Genomic DNA, 26,394 nt, shown 5'->3' with positions numbered 1-26,394 from the left:
GCGCTTCACCTCACCGACAGAGGGACTGAGGACTCTGGACAAGTAGGGGACTCTGGACGAGTGGAGAACATCGGCTGCTTGCCGTTCTGACTGTTGACTTGAGGATCGCTGTGGACGGATCCAGGTCTCTCCTGCCCGGCCGAACCGTGAGAACACCCACTTGTTCGGGACGGTCCGTGTGACGCTGGTAACGCCCTGGTCACGCTGTGACAACTGACGCGTAACTTTCGCGTGTGACCGCCATCCGCTCAGTCGGCGAGAGCCGCTTCGAGCGTCTCGTGCACGGTGAAGACCGCCTCCGCGCCGGTGATCTCGAAGACCCGGGCCACCACCGGCAGCATCCCGGCCAGATGGACCCCGCCCCCCTCGGCCTCGGCCTTGAGCCGGGCCCCGAGGAGCACATTGAGCCCCGTGGAATCACAGAACTCCAGACGCGAACAGTCCACGACAAGCCGTGCGTACCCCTCTGCGAGGCAGCCTTCGAGCGGCTCCCGCAACAGATCGGCGGTGTGGTGATCCAACTCACCCGCCGGGGTCACGACGGCACTCGTGCCCTCTTTCCGCACCTCGACCAGAAGCCGGCCCCTGTGTGCGCTGCCGACCGTCCCGCGGTCCATGCCGTCACTCTCTTCCGACCGTCGTGGCTGTTGATGACGCCCCTGAACATTACGCCTTCCGTACGTTCCGGGGTACCCGAACATCCCCCCGAATTCGGACATTTCGCCGCAGAACGCACTTGCGACCCGTGTGGAGAAGCGGGTAGGGGTAGAAGGGACAGCAATCGACACGGACGGCTTCGGAGGCGCCGCACACCGCAGTGCACGTATTGGCATCGGCAGCCATATGCCGAGAACGATGGAGGACACCATGTCACCCCGGCTCGACGAATCGCGCACTGACCAGGCGACGTCGACACTCCCGCCGCACCGCCCCGCTCCCGAGATCCCGGGTCCCGCCCAGGAGCCCCAGCCGGCTCCGGACGCCCTGGAAGGGCTCCACGACCTTCCCGAGATCCCGCCGTACGACGAGGTGGGGCCGCTGGATGCGCGGGCCCTGTCCAAGACCCTCTTCGGGCGCCTCGAGTCCCTCGAGGAAGGCACGCACGAGTACGCGTACGTCCGCAACACCCTGGTCGAGCTGAACCTCGCCCTGGTGAAGTTCGCGGCCTCCCGGTTCCGCTCCCGCAGCGAACCGATGGAGGACATCATCCAGGTCGGCACGATCGGCCTCATCAAGGCGATCGACCGGTTCGAGCTCAGCCGCGGGGTCGAGTTCCCGACCTTCGCGATGCCGACGATCGTCGGCGAGATCAAGCGCTTCTTCCGCGACACCAGCTGGTCGGTGCGGGTCCCGCGCCGCCTCCAGGAACTCCGACTGGACCTCGCCAAGGCGGGCGACGAACTCGCCCAGCAGTTCGATCGCGCCCCCACGGTGGGCGAGCTCGCCGAGCGCCTGGGCATCTCCAACGACGAGGTCGTCGAAGGCATGGCGGCGTCCAACGCCTACACGGCGAGCTCCCTGGACGCCCAGCCCGAGGAGGACGACTCCGAGGGCGCTCTCGCGGACCGCATCGGCTACGAGGACCACGGCCTCGAAGGCATCGAGTACGTCGAGTCGCTGAAGCCGCTGATCGCCGAACTCCCCCCGCGCGACCGGAAGATCCTCTCGCTGCGCTTCGTCGCCAACATGACGCAGTCGGAGATCGGCGACGAGCTCGGCATCTCGCAGATGCACGTGTCCCGGCTGCTGTCGCGGACCCTCGTCAAGCTCAGAAAGGGTCTGACGGTCGAGGAGTGACCCTCGGTCCGGGAGATCCGGGCGTGACTCCGGCAGTGGGCGCTTCCCTCAGCGACTGAGGGAAGCGCCCACTGCCGTTGCGCGCTGTGCCCGGAGACCGCGGGAATCTACTGGAGCACGCCCCGCTGCCACACCGCGCTCACCAGCGGCACCCCCGGCCGGTAGGCGAGGTGGACGTGGCTCGGGGCGTCCAGGAGGGCCAGGTCGGCGCGGGCGCCCTCGCGGAGGACGCCGACGTCCGTGCGGCGCAGGGCCGCCGCGCCGCCCGCCGTGGCCGACCAGATCGCCTCGTCGGGGGTCATGCCCATGTCCCGTACGGCGAGGGCGATGCAGAACGGGACCGAGGACGTGAACGACGATCCCGGGTTGCAGTCCGTGGAGAGGGCGACCGTGGCGCCCGCGTCCAGGAGGCGGCGGGCGTCCGGCCACTGAGCACGCGTGGAGAACTCGGCGCCGGGCAGGAGGGTCGCCACCGTGGAGCTGTTCGCCAGGGCGTCGACGTCCTCGTCGGTGAGGTGCGTGCAGTGGTCGGCGCTCGCGGCGTCCAGTTCCACGGCCAGTTGGACTCCGGGGCCGTAGCTCAGCTGGTTGGCGTGGATGCGGGGGTGCAGGCCCTTCGCCTTGCCCGCCGTGAGGATCGCGCGGGCCTGGTCGCCGTCGAACGCGCCCTTCTCGCAGAAGACGTCGATCCAGCGGGCGTGCGGGGCGCAGGCGTCCAGCATCGGGCCCGTGACCAGGTCGACGTACGCCGCCGGGTCCGCCGCGTAGTCCGGGGAGACGATGTGGGCGCCGAGGTAGGTGACCTCCTCGGTGTGGGCGGCGGCGATGCGCAGGGCGCGGGACTCGTCCTCGGTGGTCAGGCCGTAGCCCGACTTCGTCTCGAACGTCGTCGTGCCCTGGCGGAGGGCCTCACGGAGGTAGTGGGTGAGGTTCGCCTCCAGCTCGGCGTCCGTGGCGGCGCGGGTCGCGGCGACCGTGGTGCGGATGCCGCCGGCGGAGTAGGCGCGGCCCGACATGCGGGCGTTGAACTCCTGGGTGCGGTCGCCCGCGAAGACGAGGTGGGAGTGCGAGTCGACGAAGCCGGGGATCGCCGCGCGGCCCCCGGCGTCGTGGGACACGTCCGCCGACGGGGCCCTGTCCGCCGGGCCCGCCCAGGCGACGGTCTCGCCGTCGAGGACGACGGCGGCGTCCGTGATGAGGCCGAGGGCGGTTCCGTCGCCCTGCGCCGGGTCGTTGGTGACGAGGCCGGCGATGTTGGTGATGAGGGTGGTCGTCATGGCTTCTCCGGGGAGGGGCTGGGGTCCGAGCGGGTTCTCTTCCCCGAGCCCGCCCCTTCCCGAAACCGGGGCTCCGCCCCAGACCCCGCTCCGCAAACGCCGGAGGGGCTGAAAGACACGAGCTGAAGGGGCCGGCGCGGGGAAGGCGTCAGTCTCTGAGGGCCGCCACCGCCTCCGCCAAGGCCGACGGGACGTCCTCCACCAGCGTGTGGCTGCCGTCCCGCACGACATGGCGTCCCCCCACCACCGTGTGCCGGACGTCCGCCGACGTCGCCGCGAAGACGGCCGTCTCCGCCGCGAGGCGCGGGACGGGGCCCGCCGTGCGGACGGAGTCCAGCGCGATGGTGGTGAGGTCGGCCAGGGCGCCGGCCTCCAGGACGCCCGCGTCCGGCCAGCCCAGCGCCGCGTGGCCGTCCGCCGTCGCCGCGCGCAGCAGCGCCGCCGCCGTCCAGTGGCCGCGCGTGTGCGAGCGCAGGCGCTCGTTCAGCTCCATCGCCCGCGCCTCCTCCAGGAGGTCGATCACCGCGTGGCTGTCGCTGCCCAGGGAGAGCGGGCTGCCCGCCCGCTGGAGGGCGACGGCGGGGCCGATGCCGTCGGCCAGGTCCCGTTCCGTCGTCGGGCACATGCACGTGCCCGTCGTCGAGCCGCCGAGCAGCGCGATGTCCTCGTCCGTGAGGTGGGTGTTGTGCACGCCCGTGGTGCGGGGGCCGAGCACCCCGTGGTCGGCGAGCAGCTGCGTCGGCGTGCGGCCGTGGACCGCCCGGCACGCGTCGTTCTCCGCCGTCTGCTCGGAGAGGTGGACGTGGAGGGGGGCCCGGCGCGCCGCGGCCCATTCCGCGACCGTGCCCAGCTGCGCCGCGGGCACGGCCCGTACGGAGTGGATCGCCGCGCCGATGCGCGCGTGGTCGCGGTCCTTGAGCGCGGACGCCCGCTCGGCCCACGCCTGGGCCGTGCCGTCGGAGAAGCGGAGCTGGTGGCGGTTCGGCGGCTTCCCCTGCCGCTCGTCGAGGAGCCCCGACGCCACGTACGCCGTGTCGAGCAGCGTGATCCGGATGCCCGCGTCCGCCGCCGCCCGGATCAGGGCCTCGCCCATCGCGTTGGGGTCGGCGTACGGCGTGCCGCCCGGCGCGTGGTGCAGGTAGTGGAACTCCCCGACCGTCGTGATGCCCGCCAGCGCCATCTCGGCGTACACCGCCCGCGCGAGCGCGTGGTACGTCTCGGGGGTGAGGCGGTCCGCCACCGAGTACATGACCTCGCGCCACGTCCAGAAGGTGCCGGAGCCCACCTGGACGGTGCCGCGCAGCGCACGGTGGAAGGCGTGCGAATGGGCGTTCGCGAGACCGGGGAGCGTCAGTCCGCGCAGCACCGTCGCGCCGGGCGGCGGCGCGTCGACGCCGGTGCGGACCGCCGTGATCCGGTCGCCGCCCACGTCCACCGCGACGCCCGGCTCGACGTTCGTGCCGAGCCAGGCGTGCTCCAGCCAGTACGTGGTCTGCGTCTGAGTCGTCACCTGCACGCGAGCCCTTCCAGTACGTCCGCCAGTGCCGTCACCCCGGCCAGGCAGTCGTCCTCCGCGGCGTGCTCGGCCGGGGAGTGCGAGACGCCCGTGGGGTTCCGTACGAACAGCATGGCGGTGGGGACCGAGCCGGACAGAATACCGGCGTCGTGTCCGGCGCCGGTGCCGAGGACGGGCAGGGGGCGCTCCGCGCGGGCGCCCAGGATCGCGCCCAGCTCGTCGCGGAGGGCGTGCTCGAACTCGATCACCGGCGTGAAGGACTCGCGGACGACGTCGAGGTCGATGCCGTGCCGCTCCGCGTAGGTGCGGGCGGCCTTCTCGATGCCGGTGACGACCGTGTCCAGGGACTCCTGGTCGGGCGCCCGCGAGTCCAGCCAGCCGCGCACGAGCGACGGGATGGCGTTGACGCCGTTCGGCTCGACGGAGATCTTGCCGAACGTGGCGAGCGCGCCCGCGAGTTCGGCCTCGCGGCGGGCCGCGAGCACCGTCTCGGCGTAGCTCAGCATCGGGTCGCGGCGGTCGACGATCCGGGTCGTGCCCGCGTGGTTGGCCTCGCCCCGGAAGTCGAAGCGCCAGCGGCCGTGCGGCCAGATGGCGGACGCGATGCCGACGGGGTCGCCGGACAGGTCGAGGGCGCGGCCCTGCTCGACGTGCAGCTCCACGAACGCGCCGATGCGGGCGAGGCGTTCGGGGTCGGGGCCGATGCCGTACGGGTCGTAGCCCGCCGCCTCCATCGCCTGCGGCAGCGTGACGCCGTCGCCGTCGCGGAGCTTGTGGGCGGCCTCGATGGTGAGCTGCCCCGCGGCGAGGCGGGAGCCGACGCAGGCCAGGCCGAACCGGGCGCCCTCTTCGTCGCCGAAGTTGACGATCGCCAGGGGCCTGGTGAACTCCGCGCCCCTGGACCGGAGTTCGTCGAGGGCGGCGAAGGAGGAGACGACGCCGAGGGGGCCGTCGAAGGCACCGCCGTCGGGGACGGAGTCCAGGTGGGAGCCGGTGACGACGGCGTCCCCGGCGGCCGGGTCGCCCAGCCAGGCCCACTGGTTGCCGTTGCGGTCCAGTTCGTAGGTGAGGCCGCGGGAGTCCGCCTGCGCCTTGAACCAGGCGCGGCAGTCGGCGTCGGCGCCGGTCCACGCGTAGCGGCGGTAGCCGCGGCTCTCGGCGTCGCGCCCGATGGGCTTGAGCTCCCGCCACATCTCCTGGAACGACGGGGTGGAGGACTCGGGGCCCCGCCCCGGACCCCGCCCCTCGGACGCCGCAGGGGCTGGATTCTCAGCCCCCCGGCCGTGCGGCAGACTCACGCGTCCTCACCCTCGCGCATCGGGACCCGTACGCCCTTCTCGTCCGCCACCGTCTCCGCGATGTCGTACCCGGCGTCGACGTGCCGGATGACGCCCATCCCGGGGTCGTTGGTCAGGACGCGGCGGATCTTCTCGCCCGCCAGCTTCGTGCCGTCGGCCACCGAGACCTGGCCCGCGTGGATCGAGCGGCCCATGCCGACGCCGCCGCCGTGGTGGAGGGAGACCCAGGAGGCGCCCGAGGCCACGTTGACCATCGCGTTCAGGAGCGGCCAGTCGGCGATCGCGTCGGAGCCGTCGAGCATGGCCTCCGTCTCGCGGTAGGGGGAGGCGACCGAACCGCAGTCCAGGTGGTCGCGGCCGATGGCGAGGGGGGCCTGGAGCTCGCCGGAGGCCACCATGTCGTTGAAGCGCTCGCCCGCCTTGTCCCGCTCGCCGTAGCCGAGCCAGCAGATGCGGGCGGGCAGGCCCTGGAAGTGGACGCGCTCGCCGGCCATCTTGATCCAGCGGTGCAGCGACTCGTTCTCCGGGAAGAGGTCGAGGATCGCCTTGTCCGTCTTGTGGATGTCGGACGCCTCGCCGGAGAGCGCCGCCCAGCGGAAGGGGCCCTTGCCCTCGCAGAAGAGCGGGCGGATGTAGGCCGGGACGAAGCCGGGGAACGCGAACGCCCGCTCGTAGCCCGCGAGCCGGGCCTCGCCGCGGATCGAGTTGCCGTAGTCGAAGACCTCGGCGCCGGCGTCCATGAAGCCGACCATCGCCTCGACGTGCCGGGCCATGGACTCGCGGGCGCGGGTGGTGAAGCCCGCCGGGTCCTTGGCCGCGTACGACTGCATCTCGTCGAACTCGACGCCGGTGGGCAGGTAGGAGAGCGGGTCGTGCGCGGAGGTCTGGTCCGTGACGATGTCGATCGGGGCGGACTCCGCGAGCATGCGGGGCAGCAGGTCGGCCGCGTTGCCGAGCAGGCCGATGGAGAGGGGGCGGCGGGCGTCCCTGGCCTCGACGGCCAGCTGGAGCGCGTGTTCCAGCGAGTCCGCCTGCACGTCCAGGTACTTGTGCTCGATGCGGCGCTCGATGGCGCGCGGGTCGACGTCGATACAGATCGCGACGCCGTCGTTCATCGTCACGGCGAGCGGCTGGGCGCCGCCCATGCCGCCGAGCCCGGCGGTGAGCGTGATCGTCCCGGCGAGCGTGCCGTTGAACTTCTTCGCGGCGACGGCCGCGAACGTCTCGTACGTGCCCTGGAGGATGCCCTGCGTGCCGATGTAGATCCAGGATCCGGCCGTCATCTGGCCGTACATGGTGAGGCCGAGCTGCTCCAGGCGGCGGAACTCCTCCCAGTTCGCCCAGTCGCCGACCAGGTTGGAGTTGGCGATCAGGACGCGCGGGGCCCACTCGTGGGTCTGCATGACGCCGACGGGACGGCCCGACTGGACCAGCATCGTCTCGTCCTGCTTCAGCGTCGTGAGCGTGCGGACCATCGCGTCGAAGGAGCGCCAGTCGCGGGCCGCCTTGCCCGTGCCGCCGTAGACGACGAGCTTGTCGGGGTGCTCGGCGACCTCGGGGTCGAGGTTGTTCTGGAGCATCCGGAGGGCGGCCTCCTGCTGCCATCCCAGGGCGCTCAGCTCGGTGCCGCGCGGTGCCCTCACGGGCCGGGGTCCTGACATGGCGGTGCCTCCTCGCACGAAGCTGCTGTGAGCTTGCTCGCTGTGACCTTGTTATTCACATCCTGAAGTTCTGAATAGGACTAGTCAATAGCGAACGAATGCGCGAGTACGCCAGCGGGCTCACCCGCCGGGTGATTGGCTGGATCACATGGGGCACGTCGAGGAACACCACCAGGAACCGGACCGGACCCAGGTCATCCCGCCGGAGGCCGCCGCGGGCGCGGGCGCCGACTCCGCGGCCCGCCGCGACCTGGCCGTCCGCGCCGCCGTCGAACAGGGCGTCGTGGGGCCCGCCGCCCCCGTCGCGGGCCTGCTCGACATCACCGGCATCCGCGCGAGCGCCGCCGCCCTGCGCGCCGCCTTCGAGGCGGTCACCCCGCCGGGCACCCCCGTCCTGCACGCCTTCGCGGTCAAGGCGACCCCGCTCGTGCCGGTGCTGCGGCTGCTGCGCTCGGCGGGGATCGGCGCCGAGGTGGCGAGCCCCGGGGAGCTTGCGCTGGCGCGGGCCGCCGGGGTGGCGCCCGCCGACACCGTCCTGGACTCCCCCGCCAAGACCCGGGCCGAGCTGCGCGAGGCGCTCGCGCTCGGCATCGCCGTGAACGCGGACAACCCGCAGGAGCTGGCCCGGATCGACGCGATGATCCAGTCGGCCCCGACCCGCTCCCCCGTCGGCGTCCGCGTCAACCCGCAGATCGGCGGCGGCTCCATCGGCGCGCTGTCGACGGCGACGGCGACCTCCAAGTTCGGGGTGCCGCTGCGCGACGAGGGCGCCAGGGAGTGGGTGGTCCAGGCCTTCCTGGAGCGGCCGTGGCTGACCCGGCTGCACGCGCACTCCGGGTCGCAGGGCATGCCCCTGGAGATGATGGTGCGGGGCGTCGGGGCGACGTACGAACTGGCCGAGGAGATCAACGAACGCGCCGGGCGGCGGCAGGTCGACACGGTCGACATCGGCGGCGGTCTGCCGGTCAACTTCGGTTCGGACGAGGAGAGTCCGACGCACGCGCAGTACGCGCGCCGCCTCAAGGCCCGGGTGCCGGGGCTGCTCGACGGGCGGTACGGCCTGGTCACCGAGTTCGGCCGCTCCCTGCTGGCCAAGCACGGCACGGTCCTCGCCCTCGTGGAGTACGCGAAGCGGGCGGGCGGGCGCCCGGTCGCGGTGACGCACGCGGGCGTGCAGGTGGCGACCAGGACCGTGTACGCCCCGGCGTCGTGGCCGCTGCGGATCGCCGCGTACGACGCGAAGGGGCGGCCCAAGAGCGGGCCCGCCGTCGGCCAGGACATCGCGGGCCCGGCCTGCTTCGCGGGCGACCTGCTCGCCGAGAACCGCCCGCTGCCACTGCTCGAACAGGGCGACTACGCCGCGGCGTTGGACACCGGCGCCTATTACTTCGCCCAGCACTACTCGTACAACAGCCTGGCCAGACCCGGCATTTACGGCTTCTCCACGGCGGCCTCCGGGACCGGCGAGGGCGTGCGCTTCGCGACCGTGCGCGAGCCGCAGACGCTCGACGCGATCGTGGCGGAGGCGGGCGGCGGCGCGGAGCGGGACGCGCTGCGGGACCTCTGACGCGCCCGCGGGCCCGGCCGGGGCGCCCCTCGGGGCACCCCGGCCCCCGAGGCTCTGAGCTTCCTCAACTCGCGCATAGTGACGTGGATCACGGGCAGACCCACCCTCCAGGCCCGTTCTCGGGGGAGGCTCCTGTGACGACGTCCGACACGTCCACCACCGCACCACCGGCCGAAGAGCCGGCGCTGCACCGCGCCATCGGCCCCAAGCTGCTGATCCTTTTCGTGATCGGCGACATCCTCGGCACCGGCATCTACGCCACCACCGGCAAGGTCGCGGGGAAGGTCGGCGGCGCGCTGTGGCTGCCGTTCCTGATCGGCTTCGTCGTGGCGATCCTGACGGCGGCGTCCTACGTCGAACTGGTCGGCAAGTACCCGAAGGCGGCCGGTGCCGCGCTCTACACGCAGAAGGCGTTCAAGACGCCGTTCCTCACCTTCATCATCGCCTTCATGGTGATGTGCTCGGGCCTGTCGTCCGCGAGCGCCGCCGCCCGCGCCTTCAGCGGCGACTACCTCGGCGAGCTGACGAACGACGCGCTGCCGCCGACCCTGATCGCGATCACCTTCATCGTGCTGCTCGCGGCGCTGAACATGCGGGGCGTCTCGGAGTCGGTGAAGACGAACGTGGTCCTCACGCTCGTCGAGCTGACCGGCCTCGTGATCATCCTCGCCATCGGCGCGTACGCGGTCCTGACGGGGGACGGCGAGCCCGCGCGGCTCACCGAGTTCGAGTCGGACGGCACCGGATACGCCCTGATGACAGGGGTGTTGGGGGCGACCGCGCTCGGCTTCTTCGCCTTCGTCGGGTTCGAGGACTCGGTGAACATGGCCGAGGAGACCAAGGACCCGGTGCGCACCTTCCCCCGCGCGATCTTCATCGGGGTCGCGGTGACCGGCACGATCTACGTCCTGGTCGCGCTGGTCTCGTCGCTGCTGGTCGACTCCAAGACGCTGGAGGGATCGAGCGGCCCGCTCCTGGAGGTCGTCAAGGCGGGCGGCGTCGACTTCCCGCACAAACTCTTCGCCCTGATCGCCCTGTTCGCGGTCACCAACTCGGCGCTGATCAACATCATGATGGCCTCGCGGCTCTGCTACGGCATGGCCAACGAACGCATCCTGCCGCGCGCCATGGGCCGCGTCCTGCCCGCGCGCCGCACGCCGATCGTCGGCATCGTCTTCGTCTCGCTGCTCGCGATCGGCCTGGTCTCCACCGGCGAGATCGAGGGCCTCGGCGACACCACGGCGTTCCTGCTCCTGTGCGTGTTCGCCGTGGTCAACGTGGCGGTCCTGGTACTGCGCCGCGACCCGGTCGACCACAAGCACTTCCGTACGCCGACGGTGCTGCCGGTACTCGGCGCGATCACCGCCCTGATCCTCGCGAGCCCCCTGGCGGACCGCCCGGCGGAGGTCTACGTCCGCGCCGGTGTCCTGATCGCCATCGGGATCGGCCTGTGGGCGGTCAACAAGGTGGTCCTGAGGACCCGCGGCGAGGACTGAGCGCGGGGCCCGGCACGCGGGCCCCGCACCCGGACGCGCGGGTCACTCCACGAACAGGCCGCGTGCCGCCGCCCGTACGTCGAACTCCTCCAGGCGTGCCTGCGCGTCCGGCAGCCCGTCGCACATGGCCTCCAGGAGCACCCGGCCGAGCAGCATCGGCGCGCACGCCGTGTCGAAGGCGAGGCCCGTGCCGACCGCGGCGGGCAGCAGGAGGTCGGAGTGGGCGGCGACCGGCGCGAACGCGGAGTCGGCGACGGTGACCACCGTCAGGCCCGCCGAGCGCGCGTGCGCGAGGGCGTCGACGACCTCGCGGGGGTGGCGGGGCAGGGCGAAGCACAGCAGGGCCGTGGCGCCCGCCCGTACCGCCGCGTCGACGCGGTCGGCCAGCATCGTGCCGCCCTCGTCGAGGAGGCGCACGTCGGGGTGGACCTTGGCGGCGAAGTACGAGAAGCCGTACGCCTGGGAGGCGGCGGCCCGCAGGCCGAGGACCGGCAGCGGGCGGGAGGCGGCCAGGAGGCGTCCGGCCCGCTCGACCGGCGCCGGGTCGGCGAGGAGCTCCGCCAGGTGCCGCAGGTTCGCGATCTCCGCCTCGACGGCCTGCTGGTACTCGTTCAGCTCGTCGCCGCCTGCCGTCTCCGCGGGCGCCACGTCCCGCAGGTGCCTGCGCAGCGCCGGATAGCCGTCGAAGCCGAGCGCCACCGCGAACCGGGTCACCGAGGGCTGGCTCACCCCGGCGAGCTCGGCCAGCTCGACGCTGGAGAGGAAGGGCACGTCCGCCGCCCGCCGCACCATGCAGTGCGCGATGCGGCGCTGCGTGGGCGTGAGCCGGTGCCCCTCGAAGAGCACTTGCAGCCGTGCCGCAGGACTGTCACTCATACCGATCCCCTCACCACACCCGTTCCCTCGGCCCACCCGGTTCCTCGGTGGCCGTCGCCCGCCCGCCGTCCGGACCCGCCCACAGTTCGGTGAACCGGTCGAGCAGTCCGGCCGCCGCCGTCACATCATCCGTCAGCGGCCGGTCCGTGAGCTCCGGATCCAGCACGGCGGAGGCGAGTTCGTAGGCGCGCGCCAGCGGGACGTCGCGCTCGATGCGCAGCTCGCGCTCTCTCAACGCCCGTACCGCGGCGACCAGTTCGCACCCCACGACCAGCCGGAACGCGGCGCAGGCGCGCAGCGTCTGGCGGGCGGCGAGCGAGGCGAAGCTGGCCTGCTCCTCGACGCCGCGCGAGAGCACGGCGTGGCCGAGGGAGGCGGGCGCGGAGAAGGCGCGCAGATCGCCGAGGGCCGCCCCGGCCGCGTATTCGAGGATCATCACGCCCGACGAGGCCGCCTCGCCGTCGGCGAGGAAGGGGCGCAGGCGGGTGAAGCCCGGTTCGTTGAGGGTGGAGAGGCGGGAGGTGGAGAGACGGGCGACCTGCGTCACGGCGAGCCTGAAGTGGTCGAGCGCCAGGGCGAGTTGGGCGAGGTAGAAGCCGCCGTGGTGGTAGGCGGCGAGGTCCTCGGGGCAGATCAGCGGGTTCTCGGCGGCGGCGTTGATCTCGACGGTGAGGACGTCCTCCAGGGCGCCGGCCGCGTCGTGCGCGGGGCCGTGGATCTGCGGGAGGCAGCGGAAGCCGTAGGGGTCCTGGATGCGGCCGAGCGGCGGGGTGGGCCGGTCGGGGGCGCCGGTCAGGCGCCGCATGCGCGCGGCGACCGCGTAGGAGCCGGGGTGGCGGCGCGCCTCGTGCACGGGCAGCGCGTACGCCTCGTACGAACCGTCGACCGCCGTCAGGGACAGCGCGGCCACCACCTGGGTCGCGGCGATCAGGCCGCGCAGCTCGTGCAGGGCGAGCGCCGACTGGCCGAGGGTGAGGGCGTTGCTGCTGATCAGGGCGAGGGCGTCGTTGTTGTCGAGGGGCTGGGGCCCGGGGGGCGTGCCGGTGCCCTGCCAGGGGTGCTCGCCGGCGAGCGCGAGGCCGAGCTGGGCGAGGGCGGCGATGTCGCCGGTGCCGACCGAGCCGAACTCGTTGACGACGGGGTGGGCGCCGGTCTCCAGGGCCTGGCAGAGGGCCGTGACGACGGTGGGCCGCAGCCCGGCGCCGCCCGCGAGGAGCTGGTTGGCGCGGACCGCGAGCATCGCGCGGACCTGCCGGGCGGGCAGCTCGGCGCCGATGGCCCCGGCGTGCGAGCGCAGCAGCCTGAGGCCGTGGTCGGCGGCGGCCTCGGTGGGCACGTCCTCGGTGCGGTTGGCACCGACGCCGGTGGAGCGGCCGTAGACGCGGCCCCGGGCGGCGATCTCGCGTGCGGCGTTCCAGGAGCCCTCGGCGCGCTTCATGCCGTCGGTCGCCGGTACGGGCCGGGCGGCGGATCCGGCCAGGCGTACGACATCGGTGACCCGCAGGCCCCGGCCGTCCAGGACGACGACTTCGGCCGCGCCGGTGGCGGCACTGTCCGCGATGCGAGACGACTTCACGCGCTTTTCCTCCTCAACCAGACATCCCGTCTCAGCCATCGGCCACTTCGTGCCGGAGATTTACGCCGGAGCATTGACAACTTATTCAGACACCAAGAACTCTGCATGACCATATGCAGCCGGGCAAGGCGCTCCGGCCCACGCGCACGAGGGGAGCGGACGGCATGGCAGCCGAAGACCTGGTGGAGCGGCGCTCCATCGACGTCGTCCCGGACGAAGAACGGCACGGCACCGCGTTCAGCCAGTTCACGCTCTGGCTCGGCGCCAACCTCCAGATCACCGCGGTCGTCACGGGCGCCCTCGCCGTCGTCTTCGGCGGCGACGTTCTCTGGTCGCTGGTGGGCCTCGTGCTCGGCAATCTGCTGGGCGGCGCGGTGATGGCGCTGCACTCGGCGCAGGGCCCGAAGCTCGGGCTGCCGCAGATGATCCAGTCCCGCGCCCAGTTCGGCGTCAAGGGCGCCGTCGTCCCGCTGCTCCTGGTCATCCTGATGTACGTGGGCTTCTTCGCGAGCGGCAGCGTGCTCGCCGGACAGGCCACCGCCGAGCTCACGCACACGGACGACACCACCGGCATCGTGCTCTTCGCCCTGGTCACCGCCGTCACGGCGGCCGTCGGCTACCGCGTCATCCACGCGCTCGGCCGGGTGGCGAGCGTGATCTGCGCGCTCGCCTTCGTCTATCTCGGCATCCGCCTCCTGGAGCGCGTGGACCTCCCCGCGCTCCTGTCCGACGCCCGCTTCGACCTGCCGATGTTCCTGCTCGCCGTCTCGCTCTCGGCGTCCTGGCAGCTCGCCTTCGGTCCTTACGTCGCGGACTACTCGCGCTATCTGCCGCGGACGACCTCGGCGAAGGCCACCTTCTGGTGGACGCTGTCGGGCTCGGCGCTCGGCTCGCAGTGGTCGATGACGTTCGGGGTGCTCGTGGCGGCGAGCGCGGGCGAGAGGTTCCTCGCCGACCAGGTCGGCTACGTCGTCGGGCTCGGCGGCACCGGCCTGATCGCCTCGTTCCTGTACTTCGTGATCGCGCTCGGCAAGCTGACCATCAACGTGCTCAACACCTACGGCGGCTTCATGTCGATGGTCACGAGCATCAGCGGCTTCCGCGGCCAGAAGGTGCTCGGACCGCGCGGCCGGGCCGCCTACATCGCGCTGATCATGGTGGCGGGCACGGCGGTCGCCCTGCTCGGCAAGGACAGCTTCCTGACGTCGTTCAAGGACTTCCTGCTGTTCCTGCTGACGTTCTTCACGCCCTGGTCGGCCATCAACCTCGTCGACTACTACCTGATCTCGCGGGAGCGGTACGACATCCCCGCGCTCTTCGACCCGCGCGGGCGCTACGGCGCCTGGCGCTGGGACGCCCTCGTCGTCTACGGCGTCGGCCTCCTCGCCCAGCTGCCGTTCCTCGTCACGCACTTCTACACCGGGCCGCTGGTCGAGCCGCTCGGCGGCGCCGACGTCTCGTGGATCGTGGGGCTCGTGGTGCCCGCGGTGCTGTACTGGGCGCTGGCCGGGCGGAACGCGCCGCTCCCGGGGGATGGGCCCCGGACCGAAAGGGGGGTTAGCCCCACCGCCACCGAGGCCTCCGCGCCGTAACGTTGAGCGGTATGGAAGCCCGTGACGCGGAACTCAAGAAGGAACTCGACGCCACCCTGCACGCCCGCAGGGAACTGGGCGAAGAGTACGACTCCGCCTTGGTCGACTCCTTCCTCGGGAAGGTCGAGCAGCGCCTGGACGGCACGATCGACCGCCGTATGCGCCGTCACCTGGCCGAACAGCAGATGGTCGTCGCCCGCGGCGCCCGCTCCCCCGGCACCACCATGGACTCCTGGAGCGAGCGCTTCGGCTTCGGCGTGATCTCGCTGATCCTCGCGGTGCCGCTCTCCGCCATCGGCGCGGTCAACGCGGGCCTGACGGGCCTGGTCGTGACCTGGGCGGGCATCTTCGGCGTGAACGCGGTGCACTCGGTGCGCGGCGCGCACTTCGGCCGCCGCAAGGACCGCACGTCGGAGTGGGACGACTAGAGAGTGCTGCCGCGGGGACCGCCGCACCCCCGGTGACCCAGGGGGCGGGACGACGGCGGTCCCCGCGGGGGGACGCGCACCGGGTCAGGGCCAGGCCGCGTCCCGGCGTCCGTGGAGGTCCGGGAGCCGCTCCGGAGTTCCTGACGCCGATGAACCCCACTGTGCCGGAGCCGTGTTAAGCGGGTGCTGCGCGAACGTGTCGCGCTCGTACCACTTCCGCGAAGTTCACCCCACGGCCCCGGCCACCGCGGTCGCCGGGGCCGCCTCGGCGCCCGCGCGTCACTGCCCCTGCTGCTCCGCGAGGAACGCGAGCAGGTCCTGCCGGCTCACGACACCCGTCGGCTTGCCCTCGACCAGGACGATCGCCGCGTCCGCGCCGCCGAGCACCGACATCAGGTCCGCCACCGGCTCACCGGAGCCGACCTGCGGCAGCGGGTCCGACATGTGCTTCTCCAGCGGGTCGGAGAGCGAGGCGCGCTGCGCGAAGAGCGCGTCCAGGAGCTCGCGCTCCACGACCGAACCGATGACCTCGGCCGCCATCACGTCCGGGTGTCCGGCGCCCGGCTTCACGATCGGCATCTGCGAGACGCCGTACTCGCGCAGCACCTCGATGGCCTCGCCGACCGTCTCCTCGGGGTGCATGTGGACGAGCGAGGGCAGTTCGCCGCCCTCCTTGCGGCGCAGCACGTCACCGACGTCCGGCTGGTCGCCGTCCTGCTCCAGGAAGCCGTAGTCGTTCATCCACTCGTCGCTGAAGATCTTGCTCATGTAGCCGCGGCCGGAGTCGGGCAGGAGCACCACCACGACGTCGTCCGGGCCGAGCCGCTCGGCCACCCGCAGCGCCGCCACGACGGCCATGCCGCAGGAACCGCCGACGAGCAGCCCCTCCTCCTTGGCCAGGCGCCGCGTCATCTGGAAGGAGTCCTTGTCGGACACGGCGATGATCTCGTCGGTCACGTTCCGGTCGTACGCGGTCGGCCAGAAGTCCTCACCGACGCCCTCGACCAGGTAGGGCCGCCCGGAACCGCCGGAGTACACGGACCCCTCGGGGTCGGCGCCGACGACGGTGACCCCGCCCCGGGAGATCTCCTTCAGATAGCCGCCCGTACCCGAAATGGTGCCGCCGGTGCCGATGCCCGCGACGAAATGGGTGATCTTCCCCTCCGTCTGCTCCCAGAGCTCGGGGCCGGTGGAGTGGTAGTGGGAGAGGGGGTTGTTCGGGTTGCTGTACTGGTCGGGCTTCCAGGCACCGGGCGTCTCGCGCACGAGGCGGTCGGAGACGTTGTAGTACGAATCCGGGTGCTCGGGGTCGACGGCCGTCGGGCAGACCACCACGTCGGCGCCGTACGCGCGCAGGACGTTGATCTTGTCGAGGGACACCTTGTCGGGGCAGACGAAGATGCACTTGTAGCCCTTCTGCTGGGCCACGATGGCGAGACCGACTCCGGTGTTTCCGGAGGTCGGCTCGACAATGGTGCCGCCGGGCTTCAGCTCCCCGCTCTGCTCGGCCGCCTCGATCATGCGCAGCGCGATGCGGTCCTTCACGGATCCGCCGGGGTTGAAGTACTCGACCTTGGCCAGGACGGTCGCCTGGATGCCCGCGGTCACGTTGTTGAGCCTCACCAGCGGGGTGTTGCCGACGAGACTGATCATCGAGTCGTGGAATTGCACCGTTGTCTCCGGGCTGCGATGTAGTGCGACGAATTGATGCGGTCAGCCTAAGGCTCCGACTCATCCGTTCACCTCCGCTTGCGATTGGCCGACCGTGCTTACGGGGCAATGAGTGGATGACGGCGATACGGCTACGAGGAGGTGGCTGCGGGGCATGTCGAGGGCGAGGGTGGCACGGCGGATCGCAGCGGGCGCGGCGTACGGCGGCGGAGGCATCGGACTCCTCGGGGCCGCCACGGTGGGCGTGGTGCTCGCCGAGGTGCAGCTGGCGAAGCGGTCCGTGGGCGGCGGTGTGCACGGGGACCCACCACGGGCCGACGGCCGCTACGGCAGAGCGTTCGCCGGGCATCCGGCCCGGCCTGCGCCGTCCGAACCGGTGCGGTTCGCGATGCTCGGGGACTCCACGGCCGCCGGACAGGGCGTGCACCGGGCCCGGCAGACCCCGGCGGCGCTGCTCGCCTCCGGGCTCGCCGCGGTCGCCGAGCGCCCCGTCGACCTGCGGAACGTGGCGCAGCCCGGCGCCCAGTCGGACGACCTGGACCGGCAGGTCACGCTGATCCTGTCGGACCCGTCCTGGGTGCCGGACGTGTGCGTGGTGATGATCGGCGCCAACGACGTGACGCACCGGATGCCGCCGACGCGGTCGGTGCGCTGTCTGTCCGCGGCGGTACGCAGACTGCGCACGGTCGGCGCGGAGGTCGTCGTCGGCACGTGTCCCGACCTCGGCACGGTCGAGAACGTCTACCAGCCGCTGCGGTGGCTGGCCCGCCGGGTCTCGCGGCAGCTGGCCGCGGCGCAGACGATCGGCGTGGTCGAACAGGGCGGCCGTACGGTGTCGCTGGGCGATCTGCTGGGGCCGGAGTTCGCGGCGAATCCGCGGGAGCTGTTCGGTCCCGACAACTACCACCCCTCGGCGGAGGGGTACGCGACGGCGGCCATGGCGGTCCTGCCGACGCTGTGCGCGGCGCTCGGGCTGTGGCCGGAGGAGGAGCGCCCCGACGTCTCGCGGCGCGAGGGCTTCCTTCCCGTGGCCCGCGCGGCGGCGCAGGCCGCGTCGGAGGGCGGCACGGAGGTCACTGCCGCGATGCCGACGGGGCCTCGGGGGCCTTGGGCTCTGCTCAAGCGGCGCCGCCGTCGGCGCATCCAGACGCCGGAGCCGTCGCCGCTGCCGCACTGAGGGGCGACCGGTTGGTTCGTCGTCTGCGGGTCGGTGAGGGCTTGTCACGCAGTTCCCCGCGCCCCTTGAAGACTGCGATCAGCCCCCATCCGCCCGCAGCCACCTACGCACCCCTCCCGCCCAGGACCCCGAGAACTGAGCAAGCGCTTAGTAAAATGCGGTCGGCATCACATGCCCACGCCGGTGACCTTCGCCGTACGTACGGGTAACTTCCCAGGGAGTCCGCCCAGCCGCCGCCCTGCCCAGGGCGCCCCCGCCAGGAGTCCGTGATGCCCGAAGCCGTGATCGTTTCCGCCGCCCGCACCCCGATCGGCCGCGCCTTCAAGGGGTCGCTGAAGGATCTGCGCCCGGACGACCTGACCGCCACGATCATCGAGGCCGCCCTCGCCAAGGTCCCCGGCCTCGACCCCAAGGACATCGACGACCTCATGCTCGGCTGCGGCCTGCCCGGCGGCGAGCAGGGGCACAACCTCGGCCGCATCGTGGCCGTGCAGATGGGCATGGACCACCTGCCGGGCTGCACCATCACGCGGTACTGCTCCTCGTCCCTCCAGACCACGCGCATGGCGCTGCACGCCATCAAGGCGGGCGAGGGCGACGTCTTCATCTCTGCGGGCGTCGAGATGGTGTCCCGGAGCGTGAAGGGCAGCAGCGACGGCCTCCCGGACACCCACAACCCGCTCTTCGCCGAGGCCGAGGCCCGCACCAAGGCCGTCTCCGAGTCCGAGGGCTCGACCTGGCACGACCCGCGCGAGGACGGCCTGATCCCGGACGCGTACATCGCGATGGGCCAGACCGCCGAGAACCTCGCCCGCCTCAAGGGCGTCACCCGCCAGGACATGGACGAGTTCGGCGTCCGCTCGCAGAACCTCGCCGAGCAGGCCATCAAGAACGGCTTCTGGGAGCGGGAGATCACCCCGGTCACCACCCCGGACGGCACCGTCGTCGCGAAGGACGACGGCCCGCGCGCGGGCGTGACCATGGAGGGCGTCCAGGGCCTCAAGCCCGTCTTCCGCCCCGACGGCCTGGTCACCGCCGGCAACTGCTGCCCGCTGAACGACGGCGCCGCCGCCCTCGTGATCATGAGCGACACCAAGGCCCGCGAGCTGGGCCTCACCCCGCTCGCCCGCGTCGTCTCCACCGGCGTCACCGGCCTCTCCCCCGAGATCATGGGCCTCGGCCCGGTCGAGGCGAGCAAGCAGGCCCTCCGGCGGGCCGGCCTCACCATCGACGACATCGACCTGGTCGAGATCAACGAGGCCTTCGCCGCCCAGGTGATCCCGAGCTACCGTGACCTGGGCGTCGACATCGACAAGCTGAACGTCAACGGCGGCGCCATCGCCGTCGGCCACCCCTTCGGCATGACCGGCGCCCGCATCACCGGCACGCTCATCAACTCCCTCCAGTTCCACGACAAGCAGTTCGGTCTGGAGACGATGTGCGTGGGCGGCGGCCAGGGCATGGCCATGGTCATCGAGCGCCTGAGCTAGCCCGTCACCGCTGACACACAGTTCGCAGTACTGACGCTCTGTCTCTGCATCTGTTCGTGACCCAATCTCCCCCAGGATGTGACCTATCTCCTGGGGGAGATACATATGCCCAGCTCAGAGCGCATCTGTGGATAAACCCCGGGCCGAAAGACCTGTCCAATTCGTGACGTAATGCACTGACAGGCGGATCGTGCAGGCTTCAAGCTGATGTAGGAAGTCGGGGGTCGACTTGAAACCGGGAGTACGTCAGTGAGCGCCTTGCCTCTTGCCCTGCTGCTCTCCACGGCCGCTGCCACGGCCGTGGGCGCCGCCGCCCTGCACGCAGTGCACGGCCTGCGGAAGCAGCTCGCTGAGATAACAGCCCTGCGCACCGAGCTGGCCGACAGCCGTGCCGCGAGCGGCCCGCACCCCACGGTGCCGGGCGCCCGCACCACCGTGGACACCGAGGACATACGCGCGGCCGTGGCCGAGGCGCTCGCCGAGGAGCGGGAGCGCGAGCTGGCCGAGGCGCGCGCCTTCTGGGCCGCCCAGGAGGCCCGCGACGGCTCGGACGGGCCCTCGCTGCTGAGCGGTCTGCCCGGCATTCCGGACGGCATCGCCGACGAGCTGTTCCTGCCGCGCCAGGCCGACTTCGCCGGTCTGGAGGCGGACAGCCTGGAGCCGGTGATCGAGCCCTCCGCCGAACCGGCCGCCGACGAATTCGCCGGGGACTCCCCGGAGCTGGCCGCGGCCCGGCGCCGCCACCCCTCGCACCCGGACTTCGTGCCGGTGCAGAGCCAGAGCCCGGCCCCGGACGCGCCCGGGGACCACGAGCGCACGGTGGCCTGCCTGGAGGAGCTCGCCGTCGCCCGCACCGCCCTCGCCGACGTCCGCCCCGGCCCGCTGGGCACCCTGGATGTGTACGTCTTCGCGGACGGCACCACGCTGTGCATGACGCCCGGCCACCGCGAGACCGCGGAGCTGCTCGCCACCGCGCTGCGTGAGGGCCAGACCCCCTTCCTGCTCGGCGGCTCCGGGATCTCCGGCGCGTACGCGCTGACCTTCGAGTGCGGCGCGGAGAACATCTACATCCTGGCCGACCGCGTCATCGCCTCGGTCTGAGCGGCGCGCCCCCGCCAGGGGCGCGGCTAGGGTCTCCCCCGTGCCCCACCTGGAGATATCCGACCTGATCACGGCCTCGGACCCGCGCAGCGGCGAACGGCTGCCCGTACGCCGCGCCGACGTGGTCCGGCGCCTGGCCGAGGCCGGCGACGCACGCGGCGCCCGCATCGTGGCACGGCTGACCGCCGACCGGGACGGCATCCTCGACCCGCACGCCGTGGACCGCCTGCTGATCGGCGTCCACACCGAGATGCAGCGCCTGAGCGAGGAACTGCGCATCGGCGACCGGCTGCTGCACCTGCTCGGCCCGCTCCTCGACGCCGCCCGCGCGAGCGGCGCCCCGGGCCCCCTCAGGCTCGTCGACGTCGGCTGCGGCCTCGGCTATCTCGTCCGGCGCCTGGCGGCCACCGGTGCGCTCGGCCCCGACGTCGAACTCGTCGGCGTCGACCTGGACGCCGCCCTGGCCGGCGAGGCCGGCCGGCTGGCCCGCGCCGAGGGCCTGGACTGCCGCTTCGTGCACGGCAACGCCTTCGACCTGCCGGAGGCCGCCACCGTCTACGTCTCGACCGGGGTGCTGCACCACTTCCGCGGCCCGACCCTCGCGGAGTTCTTCCGGATGCAGGCCGCCTCCCCCGCGCTCGCCTTCTGCCACTACGACATCGCCGCGACCCCGCTCGCGCCGCTGGGCGCCTGGGTCTACCACCGCGCCCGCATGCGCCACCCGCTGGGCCGCCACGACGGCGTCGCCTCCGCCCGCCGCGCCCACTCCGACGAGACGCTGGTGCGCGCCGCCACGGTCCCCGGCATGCGCGCGCTGGTCTACGAGCCGCGGGGTCTCGCGAACCCCTTCTGCACCACCCTGCGCCCCGTCCTCGGCATCCGCCCGCACCTGGAGGCGCCGCTGCGCCACGCCCTGGGCCGCGCCGCGCGCCGCCTCGCGGGCCCCGAGGACCTCCTGCCCGCCGCACCCCCCGGCGCCACCGGCCCCGCCACCGGGACCCCGCGGTGAACCCCGCCCTGCCGCTCCTGGCCCTCGGCCTGACCGACGCGGCCTTCAGCGGCTTCCGCGCCTTCGCCGGCCGGGACGCCCGCATCCGCAAGGGCCGCGCCAACGCACGCGCCGGGCTGCGGGGCCTGGCCGTCGGCGCGGCCCTGCTGCTCGCGCCCGCCGCAACGGCCTGCGCGCTGCTCCTGGGCGCCTCCGACGCGGACCGCGTGTACGGCGCGCTGTCCGACGGCGCCGTCGGCTTCCTGGTCCCGCTCGCCGCGTACGGCGCGGTCGTCCTGGCCACGCTCGCCGGGTACTTCGTGCTGCCGTTTCGCGCGAGCACCCTCGCCATGGTCGTGGGCCTCGGCCCCCTGACCCTGCTGCGCGCCCCGGTGGTCGCGGTCGCCTGCGCGGGCTCGGTGCTGACCGGCGGCGGCGTGCCCGCGCTCCTGGTCGGCGTGGTGGCCGCCGCCGCGGTCCTGGCGGTCGAACCCCTGGTCCACCGCCGCTGGTACCGGGCCCCGCTGAGCGGCGGCTAGACCCCGGCCTTCTTCTGCGCCTCGGCCACCAGCCGCAGCGCGTCCTGGAGTTCGGCCTCGTCGCGCAGGACCAGGGCCAGGTCGCGGCCCGCGACGGTGATCTGGTCGGCGGCGGCGAACATGCCCGCGTCCGGCATCTCGCGCGAGGGCGTGTCCGGCTCCTCGATGTGCTGGGCGCGCACCGCCAACTCCCTGGCCAGGGCGAGTGCTTCGGTCGCCGCACCGCGCTGGAGGCGGCTCTGCGGGGCGGCCCGCAGGCGGTCGGCGAATTGGTCCACTGCTGCCGTCAAAGGCGTCGTATCGAGCACCCCGCGACCTTATGCGCCTTTCCGGGACTGTTGCCAACGCCCGAACGCTCAGGCACGGTGTCGTGAAGGACGGAACACATCGCGACGCGTCCGGAGGCGCCGATGTCCCAAGTCTTCTCCGAGGAGACCCACCGCAACCTGCTCGCACGAATCCCCCACTGCACCGGTCGTGAAGTCTCCGACTGGCTGCGCGCCGTGGACGAAGGACCCTCTCTCTTCCGCTTCGAGGAGAAGGTCAGCTGGCTCCGCGCCGAACACAACCTCGCGTACGGGCACGCGAAGGCGATCATCCACGAGTACGACCTCAGGCGGGCCGCCCGCAACCTCCGCTGACCGCGCGACTCCCCCGTCAATCCCTCACACGAAACGGCGGAAGGGCCCGCGGACCGATTCCGGTCCGCGGGCCCTTCCGCCGTTCAGTCGCCTCGTCAGTCGTTGCCCGAGAAGATCGCGATCAGGCGCAGGAACTCCATGTAGATCCAGACGAGCGTCATCGTCAGACCGAACGCGGCGAGCCACGCCTCTTCCTTCGGCGCTCCGTACGCGATGCCGTCCTCGACCTGCTTGAAGTCCAGGGCCAGGAAGCACGCGCCGAGCAGGATGCCGACGATGCCGAAGACGATGCCGAGGCCGCCGCTGCGGAAGCCGAGGCCGTCACCGCCGCCGAAGACCATGAACAGGAGGTTCACGGCGGTCAGCAGCAGGAAGCCCATCGCCGCGGCCATCACGAAGCCGTAGAAGCGGCGGTTGACGCGGATCCAGCCCGCCTTGTACGCCACGAGGACGCCGATGAAGACGGCCATCGTGCCGAGCACGGCCTGCATGGCCGCGCCGCTCGCGATGCGGTTGTCGACGACGCTGGAGACGACGCCGAGGAAGACGCCCTCAAGGGCCGCGTACAGCAGGATCAGCGCGGGCGAGGCCTTGCGCTTGAACGCCTGGACGAGGCCGAGCACCATCGCGATGAGGCCGGCGCCGATCGCGATGCCGTACGACTTGCTGATGTTGGCGTCGTCCACCGGCAGCAGCGCCCAGGCGATCGCGGCGGTGACCACGAGCGTGCCGAGCGTGGTGGCGGTGCGCATGACGACGTCGTCCATCGTCATGCGGCCGGCGGTCGTTACGGGCGCCTGCGGGGCGCCGTACTGCGCGTCCTGCTGGGCGTACGGATTCGTCGCGTAGGGGTTGCCCGCGGGGGCCTGCTGCCCGGCGTACGGGTTGCCCTGCTGGGTCTGGGTCGCGCCAACGGGTCCCCCGGCCTGCGGCTGCTGGCCGAAGCCGGCGAAGCCGTTGTCGCGGCTGAACCCCCGTCGCGAGAAGACCGGGTTACTGCTCCTCATTTCACTCCTCCACGGCCACCGTGTGTGGCCTCGGGTTCAAGAGTAATGCGTAGGCAAAGGGATGAGCCTAGTGCTTGGGGAGGATCTTTCCCTCACTGTGACGGAGAACGCCCGGGACCGGCCGTACTGTTCCCGGATCGGAACCGTTGCGCCGCGCGAGTGGCACCAGCGAGATGGCGACGGCGCCGAGGACCGCGGCGACGGCGAAGGTGGTGAAGCCGAGCGAGGCGTTGCCGCCCGCCACGACCGCCCCGCCGAGCCAGGGCCCGACGACCGCGCCGGTGCGCCCGACGCCGGTGACCCAGCCGAGCCCCGTGGCGCGCTGGGCGGGCGTGTACACGGCGGGGGCGGCCGCGTACACCATGACCTGCGCGGAGAAGAGCCAGATGCCGGTGACGAAGACGATGGCGTAGGCGACGCCGAGCGGCAGGTGGGCCTTGAGCAGGAAGGCGCCGCAGGCCGTGAGCAGGAACCAGACCGCGGAGACCTTCACGGCCCCGAAGCGGTCGGCGGTGCGGCCGGCGACGAGCATGCCGACGATGCCGCCCGCGTTGATCACCAGGAGGAAGGTGACGGAGGAGGAGAGGGAGTAGCCGGAGGCGCGCATCAGCTCGGGGAGCCAGGTGGAGACGCCGTAGACCAGGAGCAGCCCGGCGAAGGACGCGATCCACATCAGGGGCGTCGCCAGGCGCAGGCCGGGCCCGAAGAGGGAGGCGACGGCGGCGAGGCGGCCCTTGGCGCCGGCCTCGGGGGCCTCGGCGGGCGCCGGGTCCGGCAGCCGGAACCGGGCGGCGACCGCCCGCGCCTCTTCCGTACGTCCCTTGGCGAGCAGCACGCCGGGCGATTCGGGCAGCCACCTCAGGACCAGCGGGACGGCGACGAGGGCGGGGATCACACCGGTCCAGAAGACGACGCGCCAGCCGTGGTCGGGGCCGAGCGCGAGCCCGAGGCCCGTCGCCGCCATGCCGCCCGCGTGGTACGAGGTCATCATCAGGCCGGTGGCGAGCGCGGCCCGGCGGGGCGGGGCGAACTCGGCGACGATCGCGAGCCCGATCGGCATGAGCCCGCCGAGCCCGAGCCCGGAGACGAAGCGTCCGGCGCCGAAGACGGCGGCGCCCGGCGCGAGCGCGCACAGCGCGGAGCCCAGCGAGAAGAGGACGACGCTGCCCGTCACCATCGGCTTGCGCCCGGCCCAGTCGGTGAGGGTGCCGCAGCACAGGGCGCCGATCAGCATGCCGAAGGTGGTCCAGGAGCCGATGGTGCCCGCGGTGGAGGCGGTGAAGCCGAGGTCCTTGTCGTCGATGAGGTGCGGCATGACCGCGCCGTAGATGTTGACGTCCATGCCGTCGAAGAAGACGACGAGCCAGCACAGGCCTATGACGGGTGCGACGGAGCGGAAGGTGCGCTCGGGCGGGTGCTCGGGGGGTGGGTTCACGGGCCTCTTCCTTCTAGTCCTGCGGGTCCAGGGGGAATCCGGTGTAGGCCTCGGCGAGGTCGGCCTCGGCGGAGCGCGCGGTGGTGATCCGGTCGAGCCGGGCGCGCTGGATGCGGTCGTCGAAGCCGGTGGCGTCGGGGGCGCGGTGCAGCATGGTCGTCATCGCGTAGCTGAAGCGCTCGGCCTGCCAGACGCGGCGCAGACAGGTCTCGGAGTACGCGTCGAGGCGGCTCGCGTCGCCCTTGTCGCGGTACCGGAGCAGGGCGCGGGCGAAGGTGACGACGTCCCCGACCGCGAGGTTCAGGCCCTTCGCGCCGGTCGGCGGGACGATGTGCGCGGCGTCCCCGGCGAGGAAGAGGCGGCCGTGGCGCATGGGCTCGTGCACGTGGCTGCGCATGGGCGTGACGGACTTGGCGGTGACGGGGCCCCGCCGCAGCGTCCAGTCCGGGTCGTCGGTCTCCAGGCGGCGGTCCAGCTCGTCCCAGATCTCCTCGTCGCTCCAGTCGGCCGCGTCGGTGCCCTCGGGGACCTGGAGGTAGGCGCGGGTGACGGTCGGCGACCGCATGGACAGCAGGGCGAAGCCGCGGTCGTGGCGGGCGTAGACCAGTTCGTCGTGCGAGGGCGGGACGTCGGCGAGGATGCCGAGCCAGCCGTAGGGGTAGGTGCGCTCGAAGACCTGGGAGACGTCCTTCGGCACGGCCGTGCGGGCCACGCCCCAGAAGCCGTCGCAGCCGACCACGTAGTCGCAGACGAGGGTGTCCTCGCGCCCCTGGTGCCGGAAGCGGACCCGGGGGCTCTCGCTGTCGGCGCCCTCCACGGCGAGTGCCTCCGCCTCGAAGAGCAGCGGGCCGCCGTCCGCCAGCTGGAGCGCGATGAGGTCCTTGCAGACCTCGGTCTGGGCGTAGACGGTGACGGAGCGGCCGCCGGTCAGGGCCGGGAAGTCGACGCGGTGCCTGCGGCGGTCGAAGCGCAGCTCGATGCCGTCGTGCGGGAGGCCCTCGCGGTCCATGCGGGCCCCGGCGCCGGCCTCGCGCAGCACGTCGGCGGTGCCCTGTTCGAGGATTCCGGCGCGCTGGCGCCGCTCGACGTAGGCGCGGTCGCGGCTCTCCAGGACGACGGAATCGACGCCCGCGTTGTGCAGGAGGCGGGCCAGCAGGAGCCCGGCAGGGCCCGCCCCGATGATCCCGACGGTGGTGCGCATGCATCGCCCCTTCGACTCGGCCTTGTTCGCCTGGTGAACTTTCGTTCATAATGTGCTGAC

At 72.4% G+C, this 26,394-nt stretch carries 23 protein-coding genes; 11 read left to right on the top strand and 12 right to left on the bottom strand.

What is annotated here, in order from left to right:
• Positions 1-248 precede the first annotated feature (248 nt).
• On the bottom strand, positions 249-617 hold the full coding sequence (locus tag AB0L89_RS20135; protein WP_365142579.1) for an STAS domain-containing protein: 369 nt from the start codon (positions 615-617) through the stop codon (positions 249-251).
• A gap of 238 nt (positions 618-855) precedes the next feature.
• Here AB0L89_RS20135 and AB0L89_RS20130 point away from each other — a divergent pair, with 238 nt between their 5' ends.
• Complete coding sequence (locus tag AB0L89_RS20130) at positions 856-1,797, top strand: RNA polymerase sigma factor SigF (RefSeq protein ID WP_365142577.1); 942 nt, start codon at positions 856-858, stop codon at positions 1,795-1,797.
• A gap of 107 nt (positions 1,798-1,904) precedes the next feature.
• Here the strand turns inward: AB0L89_RS20130 and hutI are convergent, their stop codons facing one another.
• The 4 genes from hutI to hutU all read right to left on the bottom strand — a co-directional run bounded on the left by hutI (position 1,905) and on the right by hutU (position 7,549).
• On the bottom strand, positions 1,905-3,074 hold the full coding sequence (gene hutI / locus AB0L89_RS20125; RefSeq protein ID WP_365142575.1) for an imidazolonepropionase: 1,170 nt from the start codon (positions 3,072-3,074) through the stop codon (positions 1,905-1,907).
• Between the two features lie 148 nt (positions 3,075-3,222).
• On the bottom strand, positions 3,223-4,584 hold the full coding sequence (locus AB0L89_RS20120) for a formimidoylglutamate deiminase (RefSeq protein ID WP_365142573.1): 1,362 nt from the start codon (positions 4,582-4,584) through the stop codon (positions 3,223-3,225).
• The gene (locus AB0L89_RS20115; RefSeq protein WP_365142571.1) at positions 4,581-5,783 is read right to left on the bottom strand and encodes an allantoate amidohydrolase; all 1,203 of its coding nucleotides are present in this window, start codon (positions 5,781-5,783) and stop codon (positions 4,581-4,583) included. Before AB0L89_RS20115 ends, AB0L89_RS20120 begins: the two co-directional genes overlap by 4 nt.
• Positions 5,784-5,884: 101 nt before the next feature.
• The gene (gene hutU, locus AB0L89_RS20110) at positions 5,885-7,549 is read right to left on the bottom strand and encodes a urocanate hydratase (RefSeq protein WP_365142569.1); all 1,665 of its coding nucleotides are present in this window, start codon (positions 7,547-7,549) and stop codon (positions 5,885-5,887) included.
• 148 nt (positions 7,550-7,697) lie between these two features.
• Here hutU and AB0L89_RS20105 point away from each other — a divergent pair, with 148 nt between their 5' ends.
• Complete coding sequence (locus AB0L89_RS20105; RefSeq protein WP_365142567.1) at positions 7,698-9,116, top strand: diaminopimelate decarboxylase; 1,419 nt, start codon at positions 7,698-7,700, stop codon at positions 9,114-9,116.
• A gap of 134 nt (positions 9,117-9,250) precedes the next feature.
• Positions 9,251-10,612, top strand: coding sequence for an APC family permease (locus AB0L89_RS20100; protein ID WP_365142565.1), 1,362 nt, complete (start codon positions 9,251-9,253; stop codon positions 10,610-10,612).
• A gap of 42 nt (positions 10,613-10,654) precedes the next feature.
• On the opposite strand, the gene AB0L89_RS20095 is transcribed toward AB0L89_RS20100, so the two are convergent.
• Together AB0L89_RS20095 and AB0L89_RS20090 are read right to left on the bottom strand one after the other, a co-directional pair.
• The gene (locus tag AB0L89_RS20095) at positions 10,655-11,488 is read right to left on the bottom strand and encodes a MurR/RpiR family transcriptional regulator (RefSeq protein ID WP_365142563.1); all 834 of its coding nucleotides are present in this window, start codon (positions 11,486-11,488) and stop codon (positions 10,655-10,657) included.
• Between the two features lie 10 nt (positions 11,489-11,498).
• Positions 11,499-13,064: an aromatic amino acid ammonia-lyase gene (locus AB0L89_RS20090; protein WP_365142561.1), complete on the bottom strand. Its 1,566-nt coding sequence runs from the start codon at positions 13,062-13,064 to the stop codon at positions 11,499-11,501.
• A 164-nt stretch (positions 13,065-13,228) separates the two neighbouring features.
• Here AB0L89_RS20090 and AB0L89_RS20085 point away from each other — a divergent pair, with 164 nt between their 5' ends.
• Together AB0L89_RS20085 and AB0L89_RS20080 are read left to right on the top strand one after the other, a co-directional pair.
• Positions 13,229-14,656, top strand: a complete 1,428-nt coding sequence (locus AB0L89_RS20085) for a cytosine permease (protein ID WP_365142559.1) — start codon at positions 13,229-13,231, stop codon at positions 14,654-14,656.
• 11 nt (positions 14,657-14,667) lie between these two features.
• Positions 14,668-15,084: a hypothetical protein gene (locus tag AB0L89_RS20080; protein ID WP_365142557.1), complete on the top strand. Its 417-nt coding sequence runs from the start codon at positions 14,668-14,670 to the stop codon at positions 15,082-15,084.
• A gap of 279 nt (positions 15,085-15,363) precedes the next feature.
• Here the strand turns inward: AB0L89_RS20080 and AB0L89_RS20075 are convergent, their stop codons facing one another.
• Positions 15,364-16,755: a cystathionine beta-synthase gene (locus tag AB0L89_RS20075; RefSeq protein ID WP_365142555.1), complete on the bottom strand. Its 1,392-nt coding sequence runs from the start codon at positions 16,753-16,755 to the stop codon at positions 15,364-15,366.
• A 154-nt stretch (positions 16,756-16,909) separates the two neighbouring features.
• On the opposite strand from AB0L89_RS20075, the gene AB0L89_RS20070 reads away from it, so the two are divergent.
• From AB0L89_RS20070 to AB0L89_RS20050, 5 genes are all read left to right on the top strand, one after another.
• Positions 16,910-17,932, top strand: coding sequence for an SGNH/GDSL hydrolase family protein (locus AB0L89_RS20070; protein WP_365142553.1), 1,023 nt, complete (start codon positions 16,910-16,912; stop codon positions 17,930-17,932).
• A gap of 269 nt (positions 17,933-18,201) precedes the next feature.
• Positions 18,202-19,422 carry an acetyl-CoA C-acetyltransferase gene (locus AB0L89_RS20065; protein WP_365142551.1) on the top strand — a complete coding sequence of 407 codons (1,221 nt, stop codon included), beginning with the start codon at positions 18,202-18,204 and terminating at the stop codon, positions 19,420-19,422.
• A gap of 249 nt (positions 19,423-19,671) precedes the next feature.
• Positions 19,672-20,523 (top strand): hypothetical protein, encoded by an 852-nt coding sequence (locus tag AB0L89_RS20060; RefSeq protein WP_365142549.1) that lies wholly within the window; start codon positions 19,672-19,674, stop codon positions 20,521-20,523.
• A gap of 40 nt (positions 20,524-20,563) precedes the next feature.
• Positions 20,564-21,532: a class I SAM-dependent methyltransferase gene (locus tag AB0L89_RS20055; protein WP_365142547.1), complete on the top strand. Its 969-nt coding sequence runs from the start codon at positions 20,564-20,566 to the stop codon at positions 21,530-21,532.
• Positions 21,529-22,050: a hypothetical protein gene (locus AB0L89_RS20050; RefSeq protein WP_365142545.1), complete on the top strand. Its 522-nt coding sequence runs from the start codon at positions 21,529-21,531 to the stop codon at positions 22,048-22,050. The genes AB0L89_RS20055 and AB0L89_RS20050 overlap by 4 nt, the downstream gene beginning before the upstream one ends.
• Here the strand turns inward: AB0L89_RS20050 and AB0L89_RS20045 are convergent.
• Complete coding sequence (locus tag AB0L89_RS20045; RefSeq protein ID WP_365142543.1) at positions 22,047-22,358, bottom strand: hypothetical protein; 312 nt, start codon at positions 22,356-22,358, stop codon at positions 22,047-22,049. The genes AB0L89_RS20050 and AB0L89_RS20045 overlap by 4 nt on opposite strands.
• A gap of 102 nt (positions 22,359-22,460) precedes the next feature.
• On the opposite strand from AB0L89_RS20045, the gene AB0L89_RS20040 reads away from it, so the two are divergent.
• Entirely contained in the window at positions 22,461-22,691 is a 231-nt protein-coding gene (locus AB0L89_RS20040) for a DUF4287 domain-containing protein (protein ID WP_365142541.1), read from the top strand.
• A 95-nt stretch (positions 22,692-22,786) separates the two neighbouring features.
• On the opposite strand, the gene AB0L89_RS20035 is transcribed toward AB0L89_RS20040, so the two are convergent.
• The 3 genes from AB0L89_RS20035 to AB0L89_RS20025 form a co-directional block, all read right to left on the bottom strand.
• A complete protein-coding gene (locus AB0L89_RS20035) occupies positions 22,787-23,698 on the bottom strand; it encodes a Bax inhibitor-1/YccA family protein (protein ID WP_365142539.1) in 912 nt (303 codons plus the stop codon).
• A gap of 67 nt (positions 23,699-23,765) precedes the next feature.
• Entirely contained in the window at positions 23,766-25,133 is a 1,368-nt protein-coding gene (locus AB0L89_RS20030) for an aromatic acid/H+ symport family MFS transporter (RefSeq protein WP_365142537.1), read from the bottom strand.
• A gap of 13 nt (positions 25,134-25,146) precedes the next feature.
• A complete protein-coding gene (locus tag AB0L89_RS20025) occupies positions 25,147-26,334 on the bottom strand; it encodes a 4-hydroxybenzoate 3-monooxygenase (RefSeq protein ID WP_365142535.1) in 1,188 nt (395 codons plus the stop codon).
• Between the last annotated feature and the right edge of the window lie 60 nt (positions 26,335-26,394).

It is taken from the genome of Streptomyces sp. NPDC052114 (genome assembly GCF_040680155.1).
Lineage (GTDB): Bacteria > Actinomycetota > Actinomycetes > Streptomycetales > Streptomycetaceae > Streptomyces.
Note: the sequence above shows the minus strand (reverse complement) of the source record. Positions and strands in the feature narration are given on the sequence as shown.

Coding starts and splice junctions, on each gene's coding strand:
- AB0L89_RS20135 (WP_365142579.1), bottom strand. CDS start 617: ATGGACCGCGGGACGGTCGGCAGCGCACACAGGGGCCGGCTTCTGGTC.
- AB0L89_RS20130 (WP_365142577.1), top strand. CDS start 856: ATGGAGGACACCATGTCACCCCGGCTCGACGAATCGCGCACTGACCAG.
- hutI (WP_365142575.1), bottom strand. CDS start 3,074: ATGACGACCACCCTCATCACCAACATCGCCGGCCTCGTCACCAACGAC.
- AB0L89_RS20115 (WP_365142571.1), bottom strand. CDS start 5,783: ATGTGGCGGGAGCTCAAGCCCATCGGGCGCGACGCCGAGAGCCGCGGC.
- hutU (WP_365142569.1), bottom strand. CDS start 7,549: ATGTCAGGACCCCGGCCCGTGAGGGCACCGCGCGGCACCGAGCTGAGC.
- AB0L89_RS20105 (WP_365142567.1), top strand. CDS start 7,698: ATGGGGCACGTCGAGGAACACCACCAGGAACCGGACCGGACCCAGGTC.
- AB0L89_RS20095 (WP_365142563.1), bottom strand. CDS start 11,488: ATGAGTGACAGTCCTGCGGCACGGCTGCAAGTGCTCTTCGAGGGGCAC.
- AB0L89_RS20085 (WP_365142559.1), top strand. CDS start 13,229: ATGGCAGCCGAAGACCTGGTGGAGCGGCGCTCCATCGACGTCGTCCCG.
- AB0L89_RS20080 (WP_365142557.1), top strand. CDS start 14,668: ATGGAAGCCCGTGACGCGGAACTCAAGAAGGAACTCGACGCCACCCTG.
- AB0L89_RS20070 (WP_365142553.1), top strand. CDS start 16,910: ATGTCGAGGGCGAGGGTGGCACGGCGGATCGCAGCGGGCGCGGCGTAC.
- AB0L89_RS20065 (WP_365142551.1), top strand. CDS start 18,202: ATGCCCGAAGCCGTGATCGTTTCCGCCGCCCGCACCCCGATCGGCCGC.
- AB0L89_RS20040 (WP_365142541.1), top strand. CDS start 22,461: ATGTCCCAAGTCTTCTCCGAGGAGACCCACCGCAACCTGCTCGCACGA.
- AB0L89_RS20035 (WP_365142539.1), bottom strand. CDS start 23,698: ATGAGGAGCAGTAACCCGGTCTTCTCGCGACGGGGGTTCAGCCGCGAC.
- AB0L89_RS20025 (WP_365142535.1), bottom strand. CDS start 26,334: ATGCGCACCACCGTCGGGATCATCGGGGCGGGCCCTGCCGGGCTCCTG.